This window comes from Zunongwangia endophytica (genome assembly GCF_030409505.1).
Taxonomy (GTDB): domain Bacteria; phylum Bacteroidota; class Bacteroidia; order Flavobacteriales; family Flavobacteriaceae; genus Zunongwangia; species Zunongwangia endophytica.
Genome location: NZ_JAUFPZ010000002.1, coordinates 466,540 through 493,407, shown reverse-complemented (window position 1 = coordinate 493,407; position 26,868 = coordinate 466,540). Strand labels below are relative to the sequence as shown.

Annotated in this window: 22 protein-coding genes; 9 read left to right on the top strand and 13 right to left on the bottom strand. The window is 35.0% G+C overall.

Going from position 1 to position 26,868, the window contains the following annotated elements:
• Positions 1-190 precede the first annotated feature (190 nt).
• The 3 genes from QWY91_RS02300 (at position 191) to QWY91_RS02290 (ending at position 2,774) form a co-directional block, all read left to right on the top strand.
• The gene (locus QWY91_RS02300) at positions 191-472 is read left to right on the top strand and encodes a hypothetical protein (RefSeq protein WP_290231311.1); all 282 of its coding nucleotides are present in this window, start codon (positions 191-193) and stop codon (positions 470-472) included.
• Positions 472-1,833, top strand: coding sequence for an oxygen-independent coproporphyrinogen III oxidase (gene hemN / locus QWY91_RS02295; protein WP_290237049.1), 1,362 nt, complete (start codon positions 472-474; stop codon positions 1,831-1,833). Before QWY91_RS02300 ends, hemN begins: the two co-directional genes overlap by 1 nt.
• A 188-nt stretch (positions 1,834-2,021) precedes the next feature.
• On the top strand, positions 2,022-2,774 hold the full coding sequence (locus QWY91_RS02290) for a ZIP family metal transporter (RefSeq protein WP_290231309.1): 753 nt from the start codon (positions 2,022-2,024) through the stop codon (positions 2,772-2,774).
• Positions 2,775-2,932: 158 nt separating this feature from the next.
• Here QWY91_RS02290 and QWY91_RS02285 read toward each other — a convergent pair whose 3' ends face one another.
• From QWY91_RS02285 to QWY91_RS02250, 8 genes are all read right to left on the bottom strand, one after another.
• Positions 2,933-3,667, bottom strand: a complete 735-nt coding sequence (locus tag QWY91_RS02285) for a sulfite exporter TauE/SafE family protein (RefSeq protein WP_290231307.1) — start codon at positions 3,665-3,667, stop codon at positions 2,933-2,935.
• Positions 3,668-4,108: a FixH family protein gene (locus tag QWY91_RS02280; protein WP_290231306.1), complete on the bottom strand. Its 441-nt coding sequence runs from the start codon at positions 4,106-4,108 to the stop codon at positions 3,668-3,670.
• Between the two features lie 12 nt (positions 4,109-4,120).
• Positions 4,121-5,542, bottom strand: a complete 1,422-nt coding sequence (ccoG, locus tag QWY91_RS02275; protein ID WP_290231304.1) for a cytochrome c oxidase accessory protein CcoG — start codon at positions 5,540-5,542, stop codon at positions 4,121-4,123.
• A 65-nt stretch (positions 5,543-5,607) separates the two neighbouring features.
• Positions 5,608-6,582 (bottom strand): cbb3-type cytochrome c oxidase N-terminal domain-containing protein, encoded by a 975-nt coding sequence (locus QWY91_RS02270; protein WP_290231302.1) that lies wholly within the window; start codon positions 6,580-6,582, stop codon positions 5,608-5,610.
• The gene (locus QWY91_RS02265; protein ID WP_290231301.1) at positions 6,579-6,764 is read right to left on the bottom strand and encodes a CcoQ/FixQ family Cbb3-type cytochrome c oxidase assembly chaperone; all 186 of its coding nucleotides are present in this window, start codon (positions 6,762-6,764) and stop codon (positions 6,579-6,581) included. Before QWY91_RS02265 ends, QWY91_RS02270 begins: the two co-directional genes overlap by 4 nt.
• Positions 6,765-6,819: 55 nt before the next feature.
• Positions 6,820-9,060, bottom strand: coding sequence for a cytochrome-c oxidase, cbb3-type subunit I (gene ccoN / locus QWY91_RS02260; RefSeq protein ID WP_290231299.1), 2,241 nt, complete (start codon positions 9,058-9,060; stop codon positions 6,820-6,822).
• Positions 9,061-9,074: 14 nt separating this feature from the next.
• Complete coding sequence (ccoS, locus tag QWY91_RS02255) at positions 9,075-9,254, bottom strand: cbb3-type cytochrome oxidase assembly protein CcoS (protein WP_290231298.1); 180 nt, start codon at positions 9,252-9,254, stop codon at positions 9,075-9,077.
• Positions 9,255-9,344: 90 nt separating this feature from the next.
• A complete protein-coding gene (locus QWY91_RS02250) occupies positions 9,345-11,747 on the bottom strand; it encodes a heavy metal translocating P-type ATPase (RefSeq protein ID WP_290231296.1) in 2,403 nt (800 codons plus the stop codon).
• A 132-nt stretch (positions 11,748-11,879) separates the two neighbouring features.
• Between QWY91_RS02250 and QWY91_RS02245 the strand changes: the two genes are divergently transcribed.
• Positions 11,880-12,581, top strand: a complete 702-nt coding sequence (locus QWY91_RS02245; protein WP_290231294.1) for a Crp/Fnr family transcriptional regulator — start codon at positions 11,880-11,882, stop codon at positions 12,579-12,581.
• Here QWY91_RS02245 and QWY91_RS02240 read toward each other — a convergent pair.
• The 5 genes from QWY91_RS02240 to QWY91_RS02220 are packed head-to-tail and all read right to left on the bottom strand — an operon-like array spanning position 12,578 to position 20,997.
• The gene (locus QWY91_RS02240; RefSeq protein ID WP_290231292.1) at positions 12,578-14,011 is read right to left on the bottom strand and encodes a glycosyltransferase family 2 protein; all 1,434 of its coding nucleotides are present in this window, start codon (positions 14,009-14,011) and stop codon (positions 12,578-12,580) included. The two genes, QWY91_RS02245 and QWY91_RS02240, sit on opposite strands and share 4 nt — an antisense overlap.
• Positions 14,012-15,097 carry a HEAT repeat domain-containing protein gene (locus QWY91_RS02235; RefSeq protein ID WP_290231290.1) on the bottom strand — a complete coding sequence of 362 codons (1,086 nt, stop codon included), beginning with the start codon at positions 15,095-15,097 and terminating at the stop codon, positions 14,012-14,014.
• Between the two features lie 47 nt (positions 15,098-15,144).
• Entirely contained in the window at positions 15,145-15,501 is a 357-nt protein-coding gene (locus QWY91_RS02230; RefSeq protein WP_290231288.1) for a response regulator transcription factor, read from the bottom strand.
• A complete protein-coding gene (locus QWY91_RS02225; protein WP_290231286.1) occupies positions 15,498-16,232 on the bottom strand; it encodes an Hpt domain-containing protein in 735 nt (244 codons plus the stop codon). The genes QWY91_RS02230 and QWY91_RS02225 overlap by 4 nt, the downstream gene beginning before the upstream one ends.
• Before the next feature lie 58 nt (positions 16,233-16,290).
• Entirely contained in the window at positions 16,291-20,997 is a 4,707-nt protein-coding gene (locus QWY91_RS02220; protein ID WP_290231284.1) for a PAS domain S-box protein, read from the bottom strand.
• 402 nt (positions 20,998-21,399) lie between these two features.
• On the opposite strand from QWY91_RS02220, the gene QWY91_RS02215 reads away from it, so the two are divergent.
• The 5 genes from QWY91_RS02215 (at position 21,400) to QWY91_RS02195 (ending at position 26,732) form a co-directional block, all read left to right on the top strand.
• Positions 21,400-21,642: a hypothetical protein gene (locus tag QWY91_RS02215; RefSeq protein ID WP_290231283.1), complete on the top strand. Its 243-nt coding sequence runs from the start codon at positions 21,400-21,402 to the stop codon at positions 21,640-21,642.
• Entirely contained in the window at positions 21,581-22,501 is a 921-nt protein-coding gene (locus QWY91_RS02210; RefSeq protein WP_290231281.1) for a formate/nitrite transporter family protein, read from the top strand. The genes QWY91_RS02215 and QWY91_RS02210 overlap by 62 nt, the downstream gene beginning before the upstream one ends.
• A gap of 2 nt (positions 22,502-22,503) precedes the next feature.
• Positions 22,504-23,358, top strand: a complete 855-nt coding sequence (locus tag QWY91_RS02205; RefSeq protein WP_290231279.1) for an NAD(P)-dependent oxidoreductase — start codon at positions 22,504-22,506, stop codon at positions 23,356-23,358.
• Between the two features lie 46 nt (positions 23,359-23,404).
• Complete coding sequence (locus QWY91_RS02200) at positions 23,405-24,322, top strand: cation diffusion facilitator family transporter (protein ID WP_290231277.1); 918 nt, start codon at positions 23,405-23,407, stop codon at positions 24,320-24,322.
• Between the two features lie 262 nt (positions 24,323-24,584).
• Entirely contained in the window at positions 24,585-26,732 is a 2,148-nt protein-coding gene (locus tag QWY91_RS02195; protein WP_290231274.1) for a M3 family metallopeptidase, read from the top strand.
• The last annotated feature ends 136 nt before the right edge of the window (positions 26,733-26,868 follow it).

The following is a 26,868-nucleotide window of genomic DNA, read 5'->3' as shown; positions in this document are numbered from 1 at the left end:
GCAAATATCTAAAATTGAAATAGAATAATCCCAATATTCATCTCCAATTGCTTAAAAAGGAATCATTTAAATTAATGATCTCAGAAATAATTTTCGAGAAATTGAGGAAAAATAATTCAACCTGACAAATATCATATTTTATGCTCTCCTTCTGCGGTAATTTTGGTGTATAATTTAAATCCTCTTAGTTATGACACTTTATGCAAAATTAAACGAAGAATTTAGTCAGAATTTCTTAGGGTATTCAGCCATAGGAATGATTGTTTCAACATGTTTGGGAGGAATTGCAATTATGACCACTTTACAACATGGTCATGAGCTTTTCCAAATGTTTTTAGTTTTTATTAGTGTTGCTATATGTAGTGCTCACAACGCATCAATATTGACAGTGCAAAAACCATCTGTTGTTTTTCACTTATTCACATCGAGCGTTTTGATAAATATCTTACTAATTATAGGAAATAGCATATAATTATGCAGTCTTTGGTAAATAAATATAACGTAGCCGGTCCAAGGTACACAAGCTATCCTACCGTACCATATTGGGATGATACTTCCTTTTCTTTAAAAGAATGGAAAGAATGCCTAAAAAGAAGTTATGTAGAAAGTAAACAAAACGGGATTAGCCTCTACATACATCTTCCCTATTGCGAAAGCATGTGTACCTTTTGTGGCTGCAATAAAAGGATTACCAAAAATCATCTGGTTGAAATTCCTTATATAAAATCGCTTCTAATAGAATGGGATTTGTATGTTTCGCTTTTTGAAGAAACACCTAAAATTTCTGAATTACATCTTGGGGGCGGTACGCCAACATTTTTTTCTTCGGAAAACTTACAATTACTTTTAGAAGGTTTATTTAAAGATCCTGCTGAAAGAGCCAGTGCTAAACTGAGTTTTGAAGGTCATCCAAATAACACCACAAAAAATCACCTTCAGGTTTTATCGAATCTTGGTTTTTCAAGAGTTAGTTACGGCGTTCAGGATTACAACTTAAGCGTTCAAAAAGCAATAAACCGCGTTCAACCATTTGAGAATGTTCAAAAAGTAACAACACTGGCTAGAGAAAGTGGTTTTACTTCAGTTGGTCACGACATTATTTTCGGTTTGCCTTTCCAAACTACCAAAGATATCGAGAATACGATTAATCTTACTAAAAAATTAATGCCAGAGCGCATTGCCTTCTATAGCTATGCACATGTCCCTTGGATTAAAGGAAATGGCCAACGTGGATTTAAAGATGAAGATCTACCTTCTCCTGAAGAAAAAAAGAAACAGTTTGAACTGGGCAAAAAAATGCTGCTGGAAGCTGGTTATGTAGAAATAGGAATGGATCATTTTGCGCTGCCGGAAGACGAATTAGCTCGTGGATTACAGCAGAAGCATATTCACCGAAACTTTATGGGATATACAACCGAAACAACTCAACTGATGATAGGTTTAGGTGTATCTGCGATTGGAGATTCCTGGTACGCTTTTGGGCAAAACACCAAAAATATTGAAGAATATAAAAGCCTGGTAGAAGGTGGTATTTTCCCCATCTATCGCGGTCATATTTTAAGTCCCGAAGACCTTACTATAAGACGTCACATTCTTAACCTAATGTGCAAATTCGAGACAAGCTGGGAAGATCAACACATGTATTTTCCTGAACTCCCCGATGTGATTATAAAATTAGCAGAAATGCAGGAGGACGGACTCTTAAAAATCCTGAATAGCAAAATTGAAATTACAGAAAAAGGAAGAGCTTTTGTTCGTAATGTCTGCATGGCCTTCGACTTAAGATTACAACGTAAAAAACCTGATATTAAACTCTTTTCTATGACAATTTAAATTCTGTCTTCTTTTTAATAAGGCTTTCTAATACAACTATACACTGCTCCATAAGATTTCGGGGATTTTCTGAGAGGCAGGTAGGCAAGTTGTTGCGGAAAGCCTTTTTTCTTTTTACTGAAAATAGAATAACCAGATACCTACTCTTTTTTAAAAATCCTTATTTTTATACCAAATTTCTATAGACTATGCCTACATGGATACAGGCAGGATTATGGGGACTATTTTCTGGTAGCGCATTAATCCTAGGATCAATAATTGGTTATTTTTTCAACCTGAAGCAAAAAACGATTGCCATAGTTATGGCCTTTGGTGCGGGAGTACTAATTTCTGCCCTATCGTTAGAGCTTATGGACGAAGCTTATAATCAAAGTGGATTACTCCCTAGTTCGATAGGTTTTATTGGTGGCGCTCTTATTTACTATTTCGCAAATTCAGTATTAGAAAAAAGCGGAGCTAAACATCGTAAACGCTCGCAGTCGCAACAATCGTCTGAAGAAGAAAAAGAAGGTAGCGGTGTAGCAATAGCGCTAGGCGCCCTATTAGATGGAATTCCAGAGTCAATTGCCATAGGCATCAGTATTTTAGAAGGTGGTGCGGTAAGTATTGCTACGGTTATCGCCATTTTCATTTCCAATCTACCGGAAGGTTTATCCAGCTCTTCTGGAATGAAGAAAGCAGGACGATCAAAAGTTTTTATTTTCGGGATCTGGATTGGTATCGCAATTCTATCTTCAATTGCATCGATTTTAGGCTATTCTTTATTTAGTGAATTTCCTCCCGCAGTAAATGGTGCTACGCTGGCAATCGCAGCTGGAGCAATACTGAATATGATCTCTACAACGATGATTCCTGAAGCTTTTCAAAAAGCCCATGGCATGATTGGTTTGATCACCGTTCTAGGATTTTTATGTTCATTTTTGTTATCCCATGCGATTTAAGTTCTTGCTTCAAAGCTGCTATTTAACATAAAATTACTATTTTTTAGACCTCATCGCACTTAGCTTTCAGCTTTTGGTATACACTTTATACAAGTTCTGATTCTAAGATTTTATATTTCAAATCCAAAGCAATACTTGCTGCATCTAAAGCCAATAAACTATAACTTAACCGAAAAAAGGGAAGGCTCATGACACTCAATTTTAGCATCTACTTTGTCTTTAGCCACCGCAGGAGAGAGATAAGGAATATTTAAACCAGAACCACGCAAAATAAATAAAAGACCTGTTAAAACAACGAATATCGGTATTAGCTTGCGTATTCTTTCTCGGGTTTTAATACTTCCCGAAAGTTTACTCGACAACACTACAGCCGCCGTCATTAATGGTATGGTTCCAACACCGAAAAAAACCATGTATAAAGCTCCAAAACCGGCATTAGCTTCAGCAATTGCACCAAGCATCGCCATGTAAACGAGTCCGCATGGTAAAAATCCATTCAGCATCCCTATTGAAAGAAACGTATCTGGAGATTTCTTCTTTAAACCGGCTCCTATTTTTGATTTTAGCCGACTTATAATTCTGAAAAAAGGAGTTCCTATTTTATTTAATTTCATACTTCCGAAGGAAATAATCACCGTTAAAATCATCAAAATTCCAATTCCTATAGATAGTTTTTGTTGTGCTGCGAATAAATTTAAGCCTTTCCCTAAAAGTCCGAATAACGATCCTATAGCAGCATAAGATAATATTCTACCAAAATGATAAAGAAATAACTGAAAAAACATCAGCGGTTTTTTATCACGACTTAAAGGCAATAGAAAAGCGATGGGACCACACATCCCAATGCAATGAAAACTACCTAAAAGTCCGAATAAAAATGCACTGAAAAACATCTAATATGTAATTGATTTTTTAAATAAAATTTCTTTTTCTTGATATGTCATTTCTACGGAAATATCCCAACGCCCTGCTACTAACTGATCGTCTGGAATCACTATTTTCCCTTCGTTTAATTTCAAAGGAATCGTAAAATCTAGTTTTTTATTTGAAGGTCGATATAGATGAATATTCCCTTCAATTTCTTCTGAAGTTTGCGGAAAATAAAGCGTGTAGCCATCAGTTGTTTTGTTTCCGGTAATCGCTTCAGAAAATAAATTTAGATTTTTTTCAGCATCAATTTCTTGCTGAAAGTGTAATTCTTTTCCGTAGTAATCTTCTACCACGAGATCATACTCATACTTTGTATCGGTACTCATTTTAATCACAAAAAATAAGATAAAGCTTACAAAGCAGCACATTCCTATTACAAGTCCTGTTCCCCAATTAAATTTCATAATTCTGTCTTTTTATCTGTAACTACGTGGACCAAGGAAATTGGTTGTGGTAGTTTCTATTAATTCTTTATTACTGTAAACACCAATCTTAAGTTTTTCCTTCTCTCCTTTTAAAGAAGCCGCTGGAATTTCGATAAATAGTGTTCCCTCTGCAAAACCCCTTTTTGGTACAATTAAACTTTCACTTTTAACTAAACGAACTTCACCTTTATGGGAGATTAGCTTTAGCTGAACATCATTTATATCTTCTGAAGTTTTATTAACGAGTTTAAAAGTGAATACGTTACTGATTCGATTATTTTCCTGGTGTTCGTAAAGCTGACCTGGTAAGCGAAGCACTCTGGCCTCCACATCATTTCTTAAAAATAGCATTCCGGTTAAAACTCCTATCAAAATCACTAAAATTGCGGTATAGCCTTTTAATCTTGGTGTAAATTTAAATTTGACTTTTTTCTCTATATTTTCTTCACTAGCATAGCGAATTAAACCTTTTGGTAAGTCTACCGCTTCCATCATAGAGTTGCAGGCATCGATACATGCGGTGCAGTTTACACACTCTAACTGGGTTCCATTACGAATATCAATCCCGGTAGGACAAACATGTACACATTGCATACAATCGATACAATCCCCTTTTCCAGATGCTGCGCGATCTTCACGCTTTTTAAATTTTGCTCTACCTTTTTCTTTTTCGCCACGTTTATGATCGTAAGCAACAAGAATCGATTTATTATCCAGCAATGTTCCTTGTAACCTGCCGTAAGGGCAAACAATTACACATACTTGTTCTCTAAACCATGCAAAAATAAAATAAAAAACTCCGGTAAAAATTAGTAGCGATATAAAGGTATTTAAGTTTTCTGAAGGACCTTCTGTTACATATTCCAATAAGACATCACTACCAATAAGATAAGCGAGAAATATGTTGGCTATCAAAAATGAAATCACAAAAAATATAGTCCATTTTAGTCCTTTTTTTCTAATTTTTTCGGCATTCCAAGGCTGTTTAGAAAGGCGCATTTGTTTACCACGATCGCCTTCTATCCAGTATTCGATGCGTCTAAAAACCATCTCCATAAAAATGGTCTGTGGGCAGATCCATCCGCAAAATATCCTTCCGAAGGCCACAGTAAATAGAATCACGAAGACCACCCCTATAATCATCATGATCACCACTAAGTAGAAGTCCTGCGGCCAAAAAGGATATCCAAAGAAGTTGAAACGACGTTCCAACACATTGAAGAGCAAAAATTGATTTCCGTTAATTTTGATAAACGGTGCTGAGAAAAGAAATATCAATAAGACATAACTTACCAGCTTTCTATATTTGTAAAATTTACCAGAAGGTTTTTTAGGGAAAATCCATTCCCTTTTGCCTTCCTGGTTAACAGTACCTAAAGAATCTCTAAAATTATTTTCGGGGGAATTACTCATAACAAATACTTACTTAAGTAAGATTTTGAATAGCGCCAGTAGTTAATTACTGGCGCTTGTATTAATTATTCATCTTCATCCATCTCTACCGCTCCATCTTCCATAATAATTTCTACTGAAGTGGAATCGGCTTTGGTCACTTCAACTTCGTCTACAGGTGCATTTTCATCAATCCATAAATCCCCCTGAGGTTCTTTAGGATCGGCTGGTGTACTACCATGCAGACTGAGCACATAACTGGCTACCTGCGCAATTTCGCCGGGTTTTAGATCGGTTTTCCAAGAAACCATTCCTTTACCGGGGCGCCCACCTTCAGAAATTGTATTGAAAACATTTTTTATACCGCCGCCTAAAATCCAGTAATCGTCAGTAAGGTTAGGGCCTATACCTCCTCCGGCATCTTCTTTGTGACATGCTATACAGTTTCCTGCAAAAATCGATGCTCCGGCTTTGATGTCTTCTTCACCAGTTAGTAGCTCGACAGTATTTACATCGATAAGATCTTTAGCTGTCTTTTTATATTCTTCTATGGCTTTTTTTGCTGAAGCTACTTCAGCAATATATTCCTCGTGTTGATCTGGCGCATCAAAAACATGATATCTTACCAAATAAACAGCTGCAAAAACCATGGAAGCATAAAATCCATACAACCACCATGGCGGAAGATTGTTATCTAATTCCTGAATACCATCATAATTATGATCTAGAATAATTTCTTCTTCCTCTTCAACCGGTTTACTATCGTTCATCTTCTTCCAGAACGATTTTAGCTTCGCAAATCGGTTTTTCTTTTTTAAGGATTGCTGGTGTAGGTAGCGCTGTTGAGCTTCCGGAGTTAAACTTCTAAAAAGTACCGATGTAATACTTGCAAGAACCACTTCCATAGCAATACCAAATACCATTAAAATCCCGAGCACCGCCCAGATTACAGGATATTCCATAAAGGCCCATTCTTCTGAAGACTCTACAGTAACCTGCAGAAATATAAACGCGAAAATGGTAATTGCTAAAACTCTTAAATATGATGCCGTATTTCTCATGATAGCTCGTTATTATCTTCCTCTAGCGGAATGTTACTAACCTGGTTTATATGTTCTTTTTTTGCAGTAATTACCCAGGCAAAAAGACCTACAAAAAAGATGAAGAAGATCAATAACGACACCATAGGATAGACTGCTACGCCATCGATACTTTCAAGATTTCCTTTTATAAATTTTAGCATGATTTAGATTTTAATATTGTACCTGCTATTAGTTAATTTTAAATATGAATGAGAGTTAGCGAACACCAGCTTCTAATCCGCTTTCAGATTGACCTATAATTTCTGCTTCCTGATCTTTATCTACATTCTTAACTTTGATGTCTGTTCCCAGTCTTTGTAGATACGCAATTAGTGCTACGATTTCTCTATTTCGCATTTCTACGAATTCTTCATCATTCTCTTTAGCATAAGCTTTATCTGCTTCGTAGGTTTTCGCAAAATCTGGATCACTATATAAGTTTTCTTCTATTGCTTTACCCTGTTCGCTCATCCATTGTTGCGCTCTTTCGATCTCTGCTTGAGTATAAGGAACTCCTAAACTTACCATCGCTTCCATTTTATCTTCTGTAGAAGACTTATCCAATTCTCTATTGAGTAACCATTTATATGATGGCATAATAGAACCTGACGAGGTACTTTGTGGATCATAAAGGTGATTTAGATGCCAGTTATCAGAATACTTTCCTCCTACTCTAAATAGATCGGGACCAGTTCGTTTACTACCCCATAAGAAAGGATGATCGTATACATATTCTCCAGATTTTGAATATTCTCCATAACGTTCTACTTCACTACGGAAAGGACGAATCATTTGAGAGTGGCAGCTAACGCAACCTTCACGTATATAAAGATCTCTACCCTCTAATTCTAAAGGAGTATATGGTTTTACACTTGAAATTACCGGTACGTAATCATCAACCATAAGCGACGGTATAATTTGTACCATCCCACCGATTAAAATTGCGATAGTAGCGAAAATGGTCAATTGCACAGGTCTTCTTTCTAACCACGTATGATAACCTTCTTTGCTCGTTCTCTTATTGGTTATTTTAGTTAATGGTGCTGCTTCAACAAGCTCATCGGTAACTTTGCTTCCCTGGCGTGCAGTTTTGGCAACATTGTATAAAGCGATAAAGGCACCAGCAATATACAAACTACCACCTATCGCACGCATCCAGTACATTGGAATAATCTCGGTAAGAGTTTCCAGGAAGTTACCGTAAGTTAGCGTTCCATCAGGATTAAATTGTTTCCACATAGAAGCCTGTACAAAACCTGCAACATACATTGGTAAAGCATACATGATAATACCTAACGTACCTACCCAAAAATGAACGTTTGCCAGTTTTGTAGACCATAGTTTAGTTTTGAATAATCTTGGTACCAACCAATAGATCATACCAAAAGTTAAGAAACCATTCCATGCTAAAGCTCCCACGTGAACGTGAGCAATTACCCAGTCACTAAAATGCGCTATCGCGTTTACATTTTTAAGCGAAAGCATTGGACCTTCGAAAGTTGCCATACCATAACCGGTAATAGCTACTACCATAAATTTTAAAACAGGATCTGTTCTTACCTTATCCCAGGCTCCACGAAGGGTTAATAATCCATTGATCATTCCTCCCCAAGATGGTGCCAATAACATAATTGAAAAAGCTACACCAAGATTTTGTGCCCAATCTGGCAAAGCTGAATATAACAAGTGGTGAGGTCCCGCCCAGATATAAATAAAGATCAAAGACCAAAAGTGTACGATAGACAATCGATAAGAATATACTGGTCTATTCGCTGCTTTAGGAACAAAATAGTACATTAAGCCTAAAAACGGTGTGGTTAAGAAAAATGCAACCGCATTATGCCCGTACCACCATTGCACTAATGCATCCTGAACACCGGCGTATGCTGAATAACTTTTTAAAGCACTTACCGGAATCTCTACACTGTTTACAATATGCAATACTGCTACCGTTACAAAAGTGGCCAGATAAAACCAAATGGCTACATAAAGGTGACGCTGGCGACGTTTAAAAATCGTACCGATCAAGTTAGCGCCAAAGGCAACCCAAACAAGTGCGATTGCAATATCGATAGGCCATTCAAGTTCAGCGTATTCTTTAGAAGTAGTGTAGCCTAAAGGCAACGTAATGGCTGCTGCTACGATGATAGCCTGCCAGCCCCAAAAGTTAAAATTACTAAGGGCATCGCTCCACATTCTAGCTTTAAGCAAACGCTGACTAGAATAATAAACTCCGGCGAAAATGGCATTACCCACAAAGGCAAATATTACGGCATTGGTGTGCAATGGCCTTAAACGCCCAAAACTTAGCCATGAAATACCGTCGGTAACGTTAGGAAATAAAAACATAAAGGCTAGTAAGAGCCCCACAGTCATTCCTATTATACCCCAAAAAATGGTCGCATTAATAAATTTCCTTACGACCTTATTATCGTAATAAAACTGCTCTTTTTCCATAAGATTATAAAAGATTATTTATCGGTGATTTTAGAAGTTTCCTTATTTTCTACAACCTCATCTTCAAAAAGCATTCTTACAGATGGTGTATATGTATCATCGTATTGCCCATTTTTTACTGAAATAATAAAGGCAATAAAAAATACGATGGCTACCACTACGCTAATACTTAGCAAAACATAGATGATGTTCATGAATCTTAATTTTTTGTAAAATTATCGCTAGTATGGCTTGGATAAAATGACATTTATCAGGTTTTAGCTGAAATTGGATTTTGGATCTATTTATTCCTGTTTTTTTTGAATATTCTTTGCTGAAATCTGCGTTGCGATCGTAGTAAAAGCCACAATGCTAATAGAACTTAGCGGCATTAAGATCGCAGCCACAATCGGTGAAAGATGACCGGTAATAGCAAAACCAAGACCTATAAGATTATAAAAAAGAGAAAATAGAAAACTCATTTTTATAATTCTATGACCACTTTTTGAAAGACTAAAAAACTGACTAATTTTCCCGAATACGGAAGCATCTAAAATCGCATCGCAGGCTGGTGAAAAAACATTGATATTTTCTGAAATTACGATCCCAACATCACTCTGTTTTAAGGCCCCGGCATCATTTAAGCCATCGCCAATCATCATCACCGATTTTCCTTCTTGCTGAAGTTTTTTTATAAACTGCAATTTGTCTTGTGGCTTTTGATTAAAACTCATTTTGGTGCTTAGCGGTAGTAATTTTTCAAGTGTGGCGCGCTCACCATCGTTATCACCAGACAAGACAAACAGGTCTTTATCTTTACCGAGTTCTAGAAATAGCTCTTTAATCTCTTTACGATATTCATTTTTTAAAATATACCGGCCTTTATATAGATTATTGGTACTAATATGAACTGTAGTTTGGTTAAGCTGATCTGATGCTGCTTCAGTATTTTCAGCAACATATTTAAAGGCACCGACTTTTATCGAATTTTGATTGGAAACAGCTTCCATTCCTTTCCCTACTTCTTCAGTAAAGTGATCTAAGGTTTTAATATCGTTCTGCTCTAAAATCTCGTAAAGTGAGCGGCTAAGCGGATGGTTGGAAGCTCGAAGCGTACTATTCAGCAAAGATTTTTCTTCTTCAGAAAGTGAAATACCCTCGTAAGTCACCAAATTCTTTTTTGTTGAAGTAAGCGTACCAGTCTTATCGAAAACCACCGCATCGATATCGGCCATTTTTTCAATAATATTAGCTTCTTTTAAGTAGAATTTTTGCTGTCCAAAAACACGAAGTAAATTTCCTAAAGTAAAAGGTGCTGCAAGTGCTAACGCACAAGGACAGGCTATGATTAGAACGGCTGTAAACACTTGCGCTACCATCGAAGAATCAATAAAATACCAAACGATCGCAGCTATTATCGAAATACTTAAAATTGCTTTGGTAAAGTACCCGCTAATCTTATTGGTTAAATCCTGAAAGGAGCTTTTAAAATCTTTATCGAAAACTTCATTATTCCATAATTGGGTTAGGTAAGATTGCTCTACCGCTTTGATAACTTCAACTTGTAGCAAACCTGCAGTTTGTTTTCCGCCGGCATAAATTTTTTCTCCTTTATTGATAGTTACAGGAATAGCCTCTCCTGTTACAAAGCTATAATCGATAAGCGCCTCACCATCTACTAATTTGGCATCGACCGGAATTAATTCATTATTCCGAATAAGGATCTCATCTCCTTTTCGAAGCTTATAAACTTCTACCTGCTCTTCATTTTGATTTTCGGTATTTGGATGATTAATTCTCGTAACTCCGATTGGGAAATAGGATTTATAATCTCGCTCGAATGAGAGATAAGAATAAGTTTTTTGCTGAAAAAACCTTCCCAACAAAAGAAAGAAAACCAAACCTGTAAGACTATCAAAAAAACCAGTACCAAGATCGAAGAAAACTTCAAACGCACTTCTTATAAATAATACCGTTATCCCTAGAGCTATTGGTACATCTATATTTAAAATTCCCGATTTTAGTCCTTTAAAAGCCGATACAAAATAGCCACTGGCAGAATAAAAAACTACAGGAATACTAAATGCAAACATTAGCCAGCGAAACACATATTTAAACTGGTCGAGCCAAAATTCTTTAACTTCAAAATACTCCGGAAAAGATAAAAACATCACATTTCCAAAAGCAAAACCTGCAACACCAAGTTTATAAATTAAGCTTCGATCAATTTTACGTTCTTTTTTATCTCCGTCAGAAAGTGAAATATAGGGTTCGTAGCCAAGATTACACAAAAGCATTATGAGCTGATGAAGACTAATTTTTTCTGAAGAGAAATGAATTCGGACTGTTTTTTCAGGAAAATTAACCTGTGCATTTTTCACACCAGAATGTAATTTTGAAAGATGCTCCAAAACCCAAATACATGAACTACAATGAATTTCTGGAATTAGAAGATTGATGATACAAACCTGCTCGCTTTTAAACTCCAGCAGTTTTTCGGTAATCTCTTCATTTCTGAGAAAATCGAATTTACCAGATTGAGTTTTGGGAGAAATTCCTGGCCGATCATCTAATTGATAATAATAATCAAGATCGTTGCTGCTTAAAATCTCGTAGACCGTTTTACAGCCGTTACAGCAAAAATCCTTATTATCGAAAACAAGAGCGTCACTTTTGCAAGCTTCACCACAGTGGTAACATGATTTCATAATTTTGCAAAACTTAATCGTATTGCAAAGATTGCTTACTAATAGAAATTAAAATATGATAAATGTCAGTTGGTATAAATCATTACCTTTGCAGTAATAAAATTATTTCAACCAAAAACTGATCGCTTTCTTATGAAAACCCCTGAAAAAACTAGATGTGAAAATTGTATTGTTAGACAGTTTAATGCATTAAAAGCGTTCAGTAAAGAAGAATTAAAAACGATCTCTGACAATAAAGTTTCTCGAGAATTTAAAAAAGGAGATCAGATTTTTAATGAAGGAGAAAAGTTAAGCGGTGTTTTTTGTGTTAGAGATGGCGCTTCTAAATTATCTAAGCTTAGTGAAAATGGCAAACATCAAATTGTTAAAATCGCTAAAAAAGGAGAAATTTTGGGGCAACGCTCGGTAGTTTCAGATGAACAAACTAATCTTAGTGCTACTGCGTTGAATGATACTTCGATGTGTTATATCCCAAAACAATTAATTATCGATAAGATAAATGAGAATCCTGAGTTCACCAGAAACTTATTAAAAGTGATGGCATCAGACCTTAGGGAATCAGATAATTTTATTGTGAATATGTCTCAGCACAATGTAAAACAGCGAATAGCTGAAGCTTTATTATATCTTGAAGCTAATTTTGGAACTGATGATGAAGGCTTTTTAGCGGTAAATCTTACCAGAGAAGATCTTGCAAATGTTGTGGGTACCGCAACAGAAAGTTGTATTCGATTGGTAGCTGAACTGAAGAAAGAGAATTATATTGCTACTAAAGGGAAAAAAACCAAAATTGAAGATAAAAAAGGTTTTGAAGATATGATTAGCGGATTTTAATCTTTCTTTTTACCGGCGTTGGAAAGTCCGGCTCTAGTCATTTCGCCCCAACTTTTTTTGCCAATAATCAAATCCCAATTTCCGCGAACGGCGGCCCACATTACAAAAGGATGATAAATTAAAGGTTCTAGAAAAGCAGTACCAATTAATTGAAAAATGTATTTCGGCTTTTTGTATTGCTGAAAACTATATTCTTCAAAAAACAAAGCAGTTACCGAGAATAAAACTGCAAAAGCATAAACGACACCAAGAAAGGTTAAGAAAAAGTTCCAGCTAATTAATCCGAACCACAATAGCAGTAAAAAAAAGATCGTTCCTGAAAATTCTATTAATGGAGCCATCCATTCAAAAAATAACCAAAATGGCGTAGAAAGTAATCCCAGAACGCCATATTTAGGATTAAAAATCATCTTTTTATGAATCATTAGTGTTTCAGCGGTACCACGCGTCCAACGATTACGCTGGCGTTTTAATATTTCCCAACTTTGCGGAACCTCTGTCCAGCATAGAGGATCTGGAACAAAACCCACTTTATAAGGTATTTTCTTTTCTCGCATCATTCGTCGCATACGAACCAGAAGCTCCATGTCTTCGCCTACCGTATTATGATTATAACCACCAGCTTCTATCGCTAGTTGTTTATCGAACATCCCAAAAGCACCAGAAATAAGTAACAAACCATCCACCCGAGACCATGCCATACGTCCCATTAAAAATGCTCTAAAATATTCTATAACCTGCACTCTGGCTACAAATTTATTGGGTAAGCGAACATCGATAATCCTACCGTCTTCAATCACACAATCATTAGCAACTCTAATTACTCCTCCCGACGCGATCACCTTTTTACTATTATTTAAAAAAGGTTTTACAAGTTTCAGCATCGCATCATGTTCCAAAATGCAGTCTACATCGATACAACATATCATATCGTAAGAACAAACATTGATACCAGTATTTAAAGCGTCTGCTTTCCCCCCATTCTCTTTATCGATGACCAATAAATTTTTGAACGCTGTATTTTTAGATTTATATACACCTCTTATAGTTTTACTTTTTATGTAATAATGGAAAAAGTAGTCCTGTTTTTCAAGGTCGTATTCATCTTTTAAACGTTGGAGAGTATCATCTTTGCTTCCATCATTTATTATAACAATTTCGAAGCTGGGATAGTTAATTGTTAAAAGCGATCTTACGTTTTCTACTATATTGAGCCCTTCATTATAAGCAGGTGCTAAAATGGATACCGAAGGTAATTCTGAAGCCTGAAGCAATGCAATTTCATCTTCATAATTATTAGAACGTTTATAATCTCTAATTTCGAAAATAGAAAATACCGCTGAAAAAAGATAACCCAGACTTATAAGAATACCGTAGACCAAAAAAAGCCAGCTGGCGATGTCTGCAATGTCATCGAAAGTAATATTCATTTAGAGCAATCTTGCTTTTTCTTCTTCGTATAGATTGTAAATATTCTTTTTTTCTTCAGGTTTAAAATATTCTAATAGATTGTAATATATTATTTTGAGTTCCCATTCAGAATCCCCAATTTTATCTGCTACCTGAAGTAAATTATCGTAATTTCCCAATCGTTTTATCGCTTCTAAGATAGTCTTTTTTACAGAATGGCTTTCATCTTTAAACTTTTCGAGCAACAGATCAACTACTTCTATGTATTCTAAAGTATAAAAACATCTGATGGCTTCTTTTCTAACACTTTCAGCATCATGATCTAATAATGGCAAAAGTGCGGGAATATTTTCAAATTGATTAAATTTTGCAATCATTCTAATTGCAAATTCTACAACACTGTCGAGACCTGAATTTAACCATTTAGAAAAATCGGGGATCTCTCCATGATATTCGTTTCTTAAAGCATCTTCAATGTAAATTTCTTCCCAAATCGTCAGAGGTTTTTTAAGATGATCCATAAATAATAGCGGTTCTTTTTCTGCAAGCTTAATAAAATATAATTGTGCTTGCTGTCTAACCTCATCTTTTTTATGATTTAGCAAGGGTTTTATGGTTTGGAGCTCGATATCAATAAGCATTTCTGAAAGACTATAAATCGCTCTGGATTTGGTATACCAAGCCCCGCGAGATAGCTGCTTTATACAAAACTTGTCCAGCTTCCATTTGATAAAGAGTTCGCGAAGCTGTTCCGCAGATTCTCCTTTAATATTGCTGTGAAAAAGAAGAATTTCTTTAATAGCCACCTTAATCTCTAAGGAAGAACTTAAATACTTTTGCTCGAAATGATCTAACTCTATTCTATGATTAAATTCTTCATCGAATAAATAAGAGTTGAGAATATCCTGAAGCAATAATTGTTGCGCTTTTTTCTTACTTACTCTAAAGTTTTTATATAAACGAAGGAGTAAAATGAAACCTACAAAGATGATGGTGAAAATCAGAAAAATGAAAGTCATCAAAATATTGACCTTTATCACAAAGGGAAGACCATCGGGAAAATACCGAAAAATCCATTGAAGATCTATAAATTGAATAACTGCCATAAATGAAAAGATCACAAAGCAATTACCTTGCAACTACCTACATAATATTAGGAAAGAAGACGTTTTACTCTTAAAGATAGTTCGTTTGGGCTAAATGGTTTTGTTATAAAATCTTCCACGCCCATATTAAACGCGTCCATAATAATATTTTCCTGAGTTGATGTTGATAATACAATTATAGGTACCGCTGGCAAATTTTCTTTCACATAAGCAATAAGCTCGTTTCCTGTGACAAATGGAAGATTAAGATCTGTTAAAATAAGATCGTATGTATCATCTTTTAAAAGTTTCATAGCTTCTCTTCCGTCGGGTGCGATGATCACATCATACCCATCTTTGGTAAGCTTAAATTGAAGAGATTTAATGACCATTAAGTTGTCTTCAATAACTAAAATCTTCTTCATCCATGTGGGTTTAGGTTGGGGTAATCCTTTTTAATAGACTTCTGAATCTTCAAAAATTCAGCATGTAATTGCTCAATCACTTTCTCCAAATCATCATCTTCCGCCTCATAAGTTATTTGATCACAAAGCTCTACACCTTTATGATTTTCAACCATTGAAAAAGATGGTTTTATTTTATGTGCGATTTGACGAATTTCTTCAAAAGCATTTATTTTCGATTGAATATACAATGCTTCAATATCATTCACAACAGAATTTAAGAAAAGTTGCAAAGATTCTTCTATAAATTGCGGATTATTACCTGACACCTCTTTTAGATAACCTATAGAATAGCAACAGCTATCAATATTTAATTGCTTACCTATACCAATATCCTTTAACAGTACCTCAATTTCTTCTCCCAATACAAAGTAGCGATCTATCGCTATATTGGCCTGAGAATCCAATTTGTGAGGGTTAGCTGAATCTTGCAAGACGACACAATATGGGCTTTTATTCAATTCAGAATTGATATAGTTAATGGTTTGGTAGGCATTTAATGGAATACTATTTTCTTCTACTAATACTGCCAATACTTCTTTACTCTCTATTTTCTTGATCGCTTCAAAACCTGTCGAAGCATATATGCAATCGTAACCTTCTTTTGTTAGACGAAGATAAATTGATTCAATACTATCATAATTCTTATGTACAATTAAAATCAATTTTGAACTTTGTAAACCTTTATTCATTTTTCAATATCCTATAACTGTTCTTGCGAAGAACAATTTTTAAATCTTAATTAAGTAATTAAATTAGATTGTTTAGCTTGTTAATCTCTGCTTCTATTTTTTCTTCTAACTTTAAAATAATAGATTCTTTAAATTGAGATAGCTCTTCTAAACTAGTAGAAAGATACTCTAATTTATAAAAACAACAATTTTGGCAGGAACCCTTTAGCTTATGGCCTAGCTTGTTAATCGCCTCTAAATCGCGATTAATTATTTGCCGTCTTAACTGCGCAGGGAATTCCTTTAATCCCTGCTTTACGATCTCCATTAATTGATCGTAGGTATTTTGATCATTATCAAACTTATCGAGAAGTTTATCTTTATCAAAAGACTGGATATCATCTTCTTTGCCAGACTTTTCGTTTTTGCTAAGTAAAAATTTACCTATAACCGCTTTTATAGTTTCAAAAACTACTGGTTTTGTGATATAATCGTCCATTCCAGAATCAAGACATCTTTCTCTTTCTCCTTTAATCGTTCGTGCGGTTAGCGCAATAATTGGGATATGACTAGCATTATTTCTTTCTTCCTCTATTTTTCTAATCTCTTGTGAAGCTTCGAAGCCGCTCATCATCGGCATTTGGATATCCATAAAAATGATATCTATTTGATTTACCTTATAAAATGAAACCGCATCGAGACCATTTTCAACTTCAAATATCTCAGCATTAGGTATTGCTTTTTTTAAGATCGTTTTTGCGAGAAATGTGTTCACGGGATTATCCTCTGCAATTAAAATTCTGAATTTATCTTCAAAATTCTTTTCTCCTTCAAGCTCTTTCTGATTTTCTACAGTATCCTTAATCGGAGCTTCAATCTGATTTAGCATATTGTATAATTGACCAATTTTAATAGGTTTAGTACTATTAAACTGGACATCTAGTTCTTTACAACGTTTGCTAAGTTTTTCCTCTTCTGCAGAGCTATGCAATAATATTATTGGTAAGCATTCTGAATTTATTTTAAGTTCATTTCTTACATGCGTGATTAGCTCTATCCCCGTCATGTAAGGCATATTATAATCGATAATAGCCAATTGATAGTTATTTTCTTTCTCCAGTACAGTAAGTGCTTCTATCGCATTAGAAACAACTTTACAGTCTATAGCTTCAATCGCTAACATCTCCTGAAGTATCAACTGGTTGTTAGTATTGTCATCTACAACCAAAACATTTTTAATTTTGTCGAGATTAGTTTTCAAAAGCGATCCTCCTGCTTCAGATTCAAAATCTACTTTAAAAGAGAACGTACTTCCTACGCCTAATTCACTATCTAGGTTAAGTCGGCTATCCATTAAACCTAATAATTTATTAGAGATGGTTAAACCTAATCCCGTACCTCCGTATTTACGGGTTGTACTGGCATCCTCCTGATCAAAAGCTTTAAAAATTTTCTGAAGATTTTGCGGTGCAATTCCTATCCCTGTATCTCGAACATAAAACTTATAGGTTCGCTTATTATCCTGATTTTTTTCATCTGCTTCGATTCTCAATTCGATCTCACCATTGCTGGTAAATTTTACAGCATTACCTAAAAGATTAATCAAAATTTGTCGAATTCTAACGGGATCTCCAAATATAAATCGATCAACATCAGGACTAATATTAAGCAGCACTTCCAAACCTTTTTCGTGAGCTTTATGTTTTACTACATCTACCGTTTGACCGCATAATTCGATGAGATTTACTTTCTCTACATTCAGTTCTAGTTTCCCGGCTTCAATCTTAGAAAAATCAAGAATATCATTGATTAAATCCAACAATGTATTTGCTGAATTATATACCGTTTCCATGTACTGTTTCTGGCTGTCATTCAATTCAGTTTTCATCAACAAGTCAGTAAAACCAATTACGCCGTTTAAAGGTGTTCTAATTTCATGACTCATATTAGCTAGAAACTCCGATTTAGATTTACTAGCAGCTTCAGCTTTCAGTTTGGCATCTACCAAGGTATTTTCCATTTCTTTTCGCTGCGTAATATCCTGGATAGTTGTTAGTATAATATCGCTTCCATCGGCATCTTTAATTTTAGCCCCGTTTACCAATGCAGGATAAACTGTACCATCTTTTTTAATAAAGTCTTTCTCAAAAGGCGCTACCTTCCCATTTAATGCAATTTTTTCGAACTTATCTTTAACCAGATCTGCATATTCCTTTGGTGTTATCTTTTCAGCTGGCAATCCAACAAACTCTTTTTTAGTATATCCTGAAGATTTTAATAAAGAATTATTAGCATCAACAAACTTTCCTGTCTTCAGATCAATCAAACCTATACCAACTGGTGAGAGCTCGTATAATGATCTAAATCGGGCTTCGTTTCTTTTAATTCTGCGTTCCGCTATTTTTCGATCGGTGATATCGCTTTGCGTACCAATCATTCGTAATGGAGAATTATCCTCGGTCCATTCTATAATTTTACCGCGATCTAATATCCATCTATACTTGCCACTTTTATCTCTTACTCTTTTTTCTATATGATATACAGATGTCACACCATCAAAATAGTCTCGCAATGCTTTTTCAGATTTTTCGCGATCATCAGGATGAATTCGTGTATCCCACTTTTCTGCATCAGAAAGATCTTCGTGTTCCTCGAAACCAAGCATATTTTTTGCACGCTTTGATAAGAATTGCGTATTGCTATCTATCTCCCAATCCCAAATACCATCGCCAGAGCCTTCTAAAGCAAATTGCCAGCGCTGTTCACTTTGTTTCAATTCTTCCTGAATATTTTTAAGCTTAGAGATATCTGTAGCGACCCCAACATAACCACTAATTTCACCTTCAGAGTTTTTTATGGCGGTTATAACAAGCTGTACTGGGAAACGTTCTCCGTTTTTTCTAATATAAGTCCACTCGAGCGACTCGTAATCTTTTATCTTAGGACCCGTAATAAATATATCAAATCCCTTTATTTCTCTATTATATTTTTCAGTTAGTTCTATTCCTCGCTCTTCAACTTCGTTTGGATCGTGTAGAATAAAAATCTTTTCTTTGTTAATAATATCCTCTGCGCTATAGTCAAAAAAGTTTTCAGCTCCTCGATTAAATTTTTTTATTAAGCCATTGGTATCCGTTTCAATTATGGATACTTGAGTGGTGGCATCCATTAAATTTTGCATATCCCTAAACGCCATATTAATGTTATCCTGAGCTTGTTTTTTAGCTGTGATATCATTTATCTGAGATATAAAGTATAATGGCTTACCATACTCGTCTTTCTGTAAAGAGACTGTTAGTAACCCCCAAATTAAACTTCCGTCTTTATGGATATATCTTTTTTCTATATTGTAAGTCTGGATCTCTGATTTTAGTAGCTTTTCCAGTAGGCCAATATCTTTGTTTAAATCTTCTGGATAGGTAACATCCATAAAAGACATTTGCATTAATTCGTCTTTGGAATAACCAATCATCTTACTAAGATTACGATTCACATTGATCCATTGGCCATCTAGATCGACCAAAGCCATTCCGTTTGGAGAATAATCGAAAGCACTTTTAAACTGTGAAGCATTTTTATAGGATTTGGCTTCAAGTTCTTTCCTGGCATTTATATCTTCAACCTGAGTAATTATTAATCTGGGGGAACCATCATCTGCTCTTAAAATAGAAGTATGGATTTGTGCCCAAAATAGGCTACCGTCTTTCCTGTAAAACCTGCACTCATTTTTATAATTATCGAACTCCCCTAAAAGCAATTTCTTCCTTTGGGTGAAAGCTGAATCATAATCATCTTCATAGATAACGTCCGCTAGTGATCTTTTATAAACTTCTTCTAATGGCAAATCCTGTAAACCAAAAATATTTAAAGCAGCAGAATTTACATGAGTAACTTCATTATTTTCTGGTTTAACCAATATTATACCTAAAGGAGAGGCATCAAAAATATTCTTGAATCTTGATTGGGATAGAAGCAATTCAGCATCTTGATTTTTCTGCTTTGTAATATCCTGAAATACACCATATACTCTAACAGTTTTTCCTGCTTCCTTTTCAGCGCTGCCAAAAACTTTCACCCAAATCTCATTCCCTTTGGCTGTTATAATCTGAAAATCATCGATAAAAGAACCTCCTTCTTCTATAGCTTTGCCAAATACTCGGTTAATCCGTTCTCTATTTTCACCTTCTTTATAAAAACCTATACCGCCTTCCAAAGTGGGGACATATCCATCTTTCACTTCGTGAATATCATGTGTGACCTTAGTCCAAAAAACATTTTCGTTTATAAGATCGACCATCCATCCTCCTACTCTAGCGATTTCATTAGTTTTATCGTAAACCTCTTTTAACTTCTTTAGGTAGCTATTTTCGTCGTGAAGACTTAAATACTCTTCTTTAAAGGGAATATATTGTTGTAAAATAAAAACATAATCAGATTCATCATTATCTAAGCTACACCGCAATTTTTTAAAATGAAATCGCCATTTTTTGGTTTCAGTTTTTGAACTATAGAAATCGATGTGATCCTCTTTTTTATCGGATGTAATAAAGCGTTCTGTAAACTGGCAAAAATCTGTATCCTTACTTTTTAATCGGCAAATATTATCGAAATCGAGCACCTTTTTATTGCTTGGCACCATTTCAGAATTTCCCCAGATAGTATTATCTGAGCCATCTACAAACCAAATGCATTCGAAAATGTGCTCTCCAAACCAACTTAACAGGTTTGGATTTTGTGCAACTAATTTTTCAAAATTAGACTGTAGATTTTTAAAATTTAATGACATATAAGATTATACTGTATTAAGTATTTTACACTTCACCGGATAAATAGGAGTTACATCCTCTTCTAATTTACAATAATATTCGTTTTTGGAGATAGAAAAGCTAAAATCTATAAAAAAATAACATTTTTATAGATCATAATAGGAGCTATTCCTTTTTGATATTTAAATTTCCAGACCATTATTTTAAATAACCAACCGATTTTTTAATTTATTATCTCTCAGTAAATCAGATAATTTCACAAAATATTTAACTTTTGTAAATCAATTACAATAAGGTTGGATTCAGAAAAAATAAAACTTCAATAAGTATTCTAAAATGATAACTACGTGATGAAAAAAAATTAAGAATTTTCTTACAAAAATTAATCTAAAATTGAGCTTTCAATATAATTCAAGGTCAGTTTGCCTAATAAAAAAACCTATTCAAGAGAAAACAAGCTAGAAATTGTGCTATCTGTGTTAAATAATTCTTTAAGAAAGCGCATTCCCAAGAAACTAACACGGCAAATACTTAATTTCGCAAACTATACAGCTGCTAGGCATTTTTTAAATATGGCAGATGTCTCTATGCTAAATGAAAAATATGAAAAAAGAAGACTCCCAAGAAGAAAAGATAAAAGAAAAAGAAGAGCAAGAGAAAAATAAAGAGCAGGAAAAGATACAGGAGAACATTGATAAGGAGCTAAAGGATTCTACATCGGTCTCGGGTGACAGCACAAAATCCCATGGTGAGATTTTAAAGCAACAAATCATTGAAGGCCAGGAAACATACAATCGTAATCCTCGTAGTATTCTGCTAAGCTCAATAACTGCCGGTTTAGAAATTGGTTTTAGTTATCTGTTATTATGTAGTTTATATTCTTTTTTTATCGAAAGTGTATCAGAAAGTACCGTCTACAAGCTTATGGCGCTGGTTTATCCGGTAGGATTCATATTGGTGATTTTAGGACAGTCTATTTTATTCACCGAGCAAACTTCGCTATTAACTCTACCTGTTTTAAACAACAAAAGAAGTGTTAGAAGTCTATTTAAAATTTGGGGTATAGTGATCTCTGGGAATCTTTTAGGAGGCTATATTATGGCCATTATCATGGTTTGGATAGGTCCTAAACTCGAAATTTTTGAGCATTCTGCCATCGAGAAGATTGCAGAACATGTTACAGATTATAACGGAATTGTAATTTTTATTAGTGCAATATTGGCGGGTTGGTTAATGGGACTACTTTCCTGGTTAATCACTTCCTCGCGTGATGGTATGAGCCGTATTATTTTAATTTTCATCGTAACTGCAACAATGTCTTTTACGGGCTTGCATCACAGCATTATTGGAAGTGTAGAGGTTTTTGCAGGGATGTTAGTGTCTTCTAAAATTGTATTTCTTGATTACCTTAAATTTCAATCTTTTGCTTTAATAGGAAACTGTATAGGAGGCGGAGTCTTCGTAGCGCTTTTAAAATATCGCGCATTTGTATATAATATTGATATGGAACGTAGAAATTATTAATTATGGATACAAAAAAATTTAAAATAGGTTGGATTGGCTTAGGCAAAATGGGAGTTCCCATGGCCAAGCAGGTTCTTAAAGCCGGCTATCCGGTTCGTGTTTATAATAGATCTTCAGAAAAAAATAAAAAATTAGAAACTGAAGGCGCTACCTCTGCAGAAAGCATCAAAGAGTTGGTAGACGAAACTGAAGTGATTTTTATTATGGTTTCTGATAATGATGCTGTAAAAGACGTTTTTAATCAGGCAGATGGAATTCTTTCTTCGGAAATCGCTAATAAGATCTTTATTAACGCAAGCACTATTGCTCCTGAAGTAAGTGTAGAAATTTCGAAACAAATCGAAGTAAAAGGAGGGTTTTATCTGGATGCTCCCGTTTCAGGAAGTGTAAAACAGGCAGAAGAAATGACGCTTGTAAGTATCGTTGGTGGTTCGAAGGAGATATTCGAAAAAACAGCATCCTTATTAAAATCTTATTCTAAAAAAGCAATTTACGTAGGTGAAAATGGTGTCGGAAATTCAGCAAAATTAGCTGTAAACACCTATCTGGGAATTGTAACCCAGGGTCTAGCCGAGATTATCCAGTTTTCAAAAACTAAAAATGTTGAGACTGCAGATTTAATGGATATCATTAATAATAGTGCATTGGGAAGTACTTTTGGTAAGATGAAAGGAGAATCTGCTATGAAAGAAAATTTCGAAGCAGCCTTTACTCTTGCCCATCTCACTAAAGATCTTAGACTTGCTCAACAAAGTGGATTTAATAAACCTTTAGGCAATGCGGCCTATAAAACATTTAGTGATGCTGAAGCAGAACTAGGCGAAGAAGATGTTATTGCGATAATTAAGAAACTATAATTTAAATTGCACTAGGATTGCAAAAATCCTAGTGTAGTTTTATCATATGTCACACCACCACCATCATCACCACAACCAATCAGGTAAAAATCTTAAGATTGCTTTTTTCCTAAACTTAGGATTTACAGTTTTAGAATTTTTTGGAGGATTTTATGTAAATAGTATCGCCATAATTTCAGATGCGGTTCATGATCTTGGTGATAGTTTGTCTTTAGGCACAGCATGGTATCTTGATAAAAAATCTAAAAAGCAAGCCGATAATAAATACAGTTTTGGTTACAAGCGATTTTCGTTATTAGGAGCATTAATTAATAGTATCGTTCTAATTGCAGGTTCTATTTATGTAATTTCTGAAGCGGTTGGCCGTTTGTTCGATCCTCAGCCTTCAGATGCGCAAGGAATGATCGTCTTTGCAATTATTGGCGTTTTAGTGAACGGTTATGCTGCGTGGAAATTAAGTGGCGGTAATAGTTTAAATGAAAAAACGGTATCCTGGCATCTTGTGGAAGATGTTTTAGGTTGGGTAGCAGTGCTAATCGTTGCCATAGTTCTTAACTTTACCGATAACGAATATTTAGATCCCGCACTCTCAATTCTAATTACGCTATATATTCTTTATAACGTAATATTACGCTTAAAAGAAACCTTATTTATTTTTCTACAAGGTGTACCCGATGATATTGACCCTCAAAGGATCGAAGATGATATTTTAAAAGTTCAGAATATTGAATCTTTGCATCATATGCATATTTGGTCGCTAGAAGGAGAAAGTCATGTTTTTACAGCTCACCTCAAATTAAAAAATATCAATAGTTTTACAGATTTGCTTCATCTAAAAAAACAAGTGAAACACATCCTTAAAGACTATCATTTTGATCATTATACCATAGAGACTGAAATGGATACTGAAAGTTGTGATCTACTGCAAAAAGAAAATGAACATGAGCATCACCATCATGAATAAGTGTTTTTAAAAAGCCATCAAATAATGACCAATATTATGTGCTATATTCAAGATTATAGATTCTTTTTCTCTTTTTAGCACTTCTAAAAAATACACTTCCGGCCTTAGTTTTACAATCTGAATTCGACACTAAATTCTTCAACAAATTGAAAAGATCCTCTGCTTATCATTCAAAAATTAAGTAGATGTTTCTTGAGGTTAGGGTTCACTAGAACTAAGAGTCTTTGTATATTTCAGAATCCAAAATCGCTCACATAAATTTATGAAAAGAAAAATTAGAAATAGCTTAGGAATAGCAGCTATCGTATTGTTTGCTGCTTGTAAAAATGATTCCAAAATGAACGAAGATTCTATGAAAAATAATACCATTCTTGCTGAATGGACTGGCCCTTATCAAGGTGTACCGGCATTTAATAAAATGAAAGTCGAAATGCTGAAACCTGCAATTTTAGAAGGGATGCAACAGCATCTTGAAGAAATTGACAGTATTGCTAATAATCCTGAAGCACCAACTTTTGAAAATACGATTATTCCGTTTGAAAAATCTGGAGAAGCGCTAGATCGCGCGTTTACTTACTACGGAATCTTCAGTAGTAATTTGTCTTCGCCTGAATTTAGAGAAATCCAGACCGAGTTATCTCCAAAAATCTCTGAATACAGTTCTAAGATTTCACAAAATGAAGCGCTTTTTAAAAGAATTAAATCGGTTTATGACCAATCTCAGGAAACGAAATTAGATTCAGCTGAGCAACGAACCATCGACCTTATTTACAAGGAGTTTGAAATGGAAGGCGCCAATCTTTCCGAAGAAGATAAAAAGCGTTATGCTGAAATCAACAAAGAGTTATCTGAATTATACACTCAATTCTCTAATAACGTCTTAGCCGACGAGGAAGGTTATGTTACTTATCTAGACAGCACTCAGCTTAGCGGATTGCCAGAAAGTTATGTAAAATCTGCCGCCAGCGCTGCCAAAGAAAGAGATCATAAAGGCGAATATGCAGTAACCAATACCCGATCGTCGATGGATCCTTTCTTAATCTATTCAGACAATCGGAAACTTAGAGAGAAAGTTTGGCGCACCTACTACTCCCGCGGGAATAATGGCGATGAGTTTGATAATAACAAGGTGATCAAGGAAATTCTTAAACTTCGCGACGAGCGTATTGCCCTTTTAGGTTATGATAATTATGCACAATGGCGTTTGCAGGATCGCATGGCAAAAACACCTAAAAAAGCGATGGAATTAATGGAAGCCGTTTGGCCTGCTGCTTTAGGTCGTGTAGAAGAGGAAGTAAAAGATATGCAGGAATTTGCCAAAAAGGAAGGCAAAGACATTACTATAGAGCCATGGGATTATCGTTATTACATGGAAAAAGTGAGAAAAGAAAAATACGATCTTGATAGCGAAGAAGTAAAACAATACCTGCAACTCGACAATCTTAAAAAAGCAATTTTTTATGTAGCGGGAGAACTATTTAATTTCGATTTCACGCCGGTAGACACCAGTTATGTATCTGTTTTTCATCCAGATGTCACGGTTTACGAGGTAAACGATAAATCAAATGGAGAAGTAATTGGATTGTGGTATTTAGATCCTTACGCTCGTCCCGGTAAGCGCTCTGGTGCTTGGGCTACGACATATCGTAGTACTAACGAATTAATGGGAAATAAACCTGTTTTGGCCTCTAATAATTCAAATTTTGTAAAACCAGCTAAAGGAGAACCTACCCTTGTAAGTTGGGATGATGCTGAAACATTTTTCCATGAATTTGGACATGCGTTACACTTTCTTTCCGCAGATATAAAATATCCAAAATTGAATAGCGGTGTAAGAGATTATACTGAATTTCAGTCGCAATTATTAGAACGTTGGTTATCTACAGATGAAGTAATTAATCAGTTTTTGAGACATTATGAAACCAACGAGCCAATGCCTGAAGAATTAGTGAAAAAGGTTAAAAAAGCGGCTACATTTAATCAAGGCTTTGGAACGACAGAATTCTTAGCTTCTGCCTTAATGGATATGAAATATCATACCACGGATCCTTCAGAAATTACAGACGTTCAAGAGTTCGAAAAAGAACAATTAGATGAGCTTGGGTTGCCTGAAGAAATTCCTATGCGTCACCGCTCTACTCAATTCGGGCATATTTTCTCTGGAGAAGGTTATGCTGCTGGATATTACGGATATTTATGGGCCGATGTATTAACTGCCGATGCTGCTGAAGCTTTTGCTGAAGCGCCAAATGGCTTCTATGACAAAGAAACCGCACACAAACTGGTGAAGTTTTTATTCGCTCCTAGAAATGCTATGGATCCTGCGGAAGCTTACAAAAAATTTAGAGGTAGAAATGCGAATATCGATGCGCTAATGCGAGATCGCGGATTTCCTATTCCTAAAAAATAAGTAGTAAAATTTTCAGATTTTGAGTGCTTTAAAAGACATTTAGAACTTTATAAAAACTGATTTTTCAATAATTGATAGCGCGTATCAACGATACTGTTATCTGAAAATAAAATCGGGAACTTAAAAGCAATATTAT